At 36.0% G+C, this 2219-nt stretch carries 4 protein-coding genes; all 4 read left to right on the top strand.

Annotated elements, in window-relative coordinates; all coding sequences use genetic code 11:
- Window positions 1-132 precede the first annotated feature (132 nt).
- On the top strand, window positions 133-351 hold the full coding sequence (locus V7137_RS29855; RefSeq protein ID WP_335701423.1) for a spore germination protein: 219 nt from the start codon (window positions 133-135) through the stop codon (window positions 349-351).
- 69 nt (window positions 352-420) lie between these two features.
- The gene (locus V7137_RS29850) at window positions 421-663 is read left to right on the top strand and encodes a spore germination protein (protein ID WP_335701422.1); all 243 of its coding nucleotides are present in this window, start codon (window positions 421-423) and stop codon (window positions 661-663) included.
- A gap of 31 nt (window positions 664-694) precedes the next feature.
- On the top strand, window positions 695-937 hold the full coding sequence (locus V7137_RS29845) for a spore germination protein (RefSeq protein WP_335701421.1): 243 nt from the start codon (window positions 695-697) through the stop codon (window positions 935-937).
- Between the two features lie 86 nt (window positions 938-1023).
- Complete coding sequence (locus tag V7137_RS29840) at window positions 1024-1491, top strand: Hsp20/alpha crystallin family protein (RefSeq protein WP_335701420.1); 468 nt, start codon at window positions 1024-1026, stop codon at window positions 1489-1491.
- Window positions 1492-2219: the final 728 nt, after the last annotated feature.

Below are 2219 nucleotides of genomic sequence, written 5' to 3'. Positions count from 1 at the left end.
TACCTGTATAACACAGCCTTAAATAAAAACCACATAAGTTGAGCTGGCTTTGTTATTCGATCATGGCCCATGGGACTGAAAAAATATTTAAGCATATAGTATAGAGATATGAAATAGAAAGAGGTGACCCCCTTGAATAATATACAAAACGTGCATCATATGGACACAGGTATCATCACTGAAAACGGGAATATTAATTTCGGCTCCACGGTTCAAAATAGTCATACCTCCAACCTGAAAGCGGCAGGAGCTGCGTTTACCTTTGGAGATGGTTCATTTATCTTTCAGCATCGGAACAAAACTAAGGTAGTTGACATCAATAATCAAGAACAAAGTGAAAATCCAGAATAAGAACTTATTATTAACCAAATGCAAAAAATGGGCATATATATAACCAACGACAAGTTGGGAGGAGAGAACATGCCCACCAATATAAATATTTACAGTATAAAAATCAACAACATATCTAATAACGGCTCTCTTAATATAGGCGATGCTCTCCATAATGCGCCTACAGCCAACACGAAATCACAAGGGGTTAACTCCTCATACGGAGATACTTCACCAACTACTTCAGGTATGGAAAATGTATTCATCGATCCCGATATAAATGATCAAGGAGACATTGGAAATCCAGCTAATGTGAATTCCAAGCAACTATAAGGAGTTTCGTTTTCGATGAAAGGAGTCTAAAATGCCTTATTTTATAAATATCTTCAACATAAAAACAAATGGAATTACCCAAAATGGAAATCTCGATATTGGAGCCACGATTCATAACAGCCATACTGCTAATTCTAAGTTTATAGGGGCTAATTTTTCCTTAGGGGATTTGTCTCCGACCAGTTCAATTATGGGCAATTGTCAATTGGATCCGGATATTAGCGATCAAGACCAAATTTTCAATCCTTCATTTCCAATTAGTAACCAATTCTAAAAGACATATAATCAATAGCTGTCCCTCCCCTAAATTAAGGACAGCTATTTTAATATTCTAGAAACAGTAATAAGGGGGAACACCCGATGGACTTTGAAAAAATAAAACAATGGATGGAAATTACCCAGAAATATCAAAACGGAAAGTTTTGGGAGATGGTATTAGAAGGGAATTCCGCTGACGAAGTACTGGAGGAATCTGACGGACACCAAGTAAGTCACAGGGAAGATTCCCCTATCATCAAATATCCGAAAACCGATATTTTTCAAACAGAAACAGATATCATCCTATTATTAGAGATACCTGGGGCTGTTAAAGAGGATATTTCTATATCGGTTTCTGGTACAAAACTTTCCGTTAGAGGGCAGCTGCGGCCACCATTGATTCAAGGTGTAACTATAAAGAATGAACGAAAATATGGTGAATTCGAAAGAAACATTGATTTGCCGGAACCTGTTGATAGTAAAGATATCTTCGCAAGGTTTGAAAATGGACTTCTAATCATTAGTTATAGGAGAAGATATACGAAGGAAGAGCCAGTCATGATTCGTTGACTAAGGTGTGGTGAGTATTATGCCTTTACAAGGGAATGGATTTCCACAGGATGTTTATCAAAGAATAGAAGCTTTAGAAAATCATATAAAAAGAATGAATACAGTAGAAGTATATATGAAACATGTTATGCAGTTGGAAAAGCAACTAGGGCTAATTAATACGAAAGATAGTTCAATTAGGGAAGGCATAAGTACAGACTCAGTCAAAAGCTTGGAAAAAAAGCTATTAGTATTTGTACAAGAAACTATCAAGGGACATTTAGAACCAATACAGAATACGGTAAACAACTTATCTAACTGTATTTCCAATATCGAGGACCGTATATCCTCACTAGAGAAACTGTATCGTGAAAACATGGAAAAGAAAGTAGCCGGAATAAAAGATAATAAACAAAATGCTGAAGAGATGCCAGTTATTTATCAGGAATTCAAGGTAGAAAAATTGTATGTTGATAAATTTGAACAGGTCACTAATCTAGGAAACTTAGGAATTAGAGAACTAAGCGGACATTTAAATATTGGCANNTGGTAACGGTGCTATACCAAAGGAACTTGTTACGGAATGGATAGAGAAAGTCGACAAACTGAAGGAAGAACAGAAACAAAGAAAGGATAGCAACGAAGACAAAGGGGTCAAGGAGGATCATAAAAATTGATGGATCAAACTGAAATCAAGCACGTTTAATGCTGAGTGATAATCTGGACACTCAGCATTTTTATTTTTAGCA

The sequence above is a fragment of the Neobacillus drentensis genome (assembly GCF_036962765.1).
In the GTDB taxonomy this organism is placed as follows: Bacteria; Bacillota; Bacilli; order Bacillales; family Cytobacillaceae; genus Neobacillus; species Neobacillus drentensis_C.
Note: the sequence above shows the minus strand (reverse complement) of the source record. Positions and strands in the feature narration are given on the sequence as shown.

What these genes read in the sequence shown, in the direction of transcription:
- V7137_RS29840 (WP_335701420.1), top strand. Translation starts at nt 1,024, where the DNA reads ATGGACTTTGAAAAAATAAAACAATGGATGGAAATTACCCAGAAATAT.
- V7137_RS29850 (WP_335701422.1), top strand. Translation starts at nt 421, where the DNA reads ATGCCCACCAATATAAATATTTACAGTATAAAAATCAACAACATATCT.
- V7137_RS29845 (WP_335701421.1), top strand. Translation starts at nt 695, where the DNA reads ATGCCTTATTTTATAAATATCTTCAACATAAAAACAAATGGAATTACC.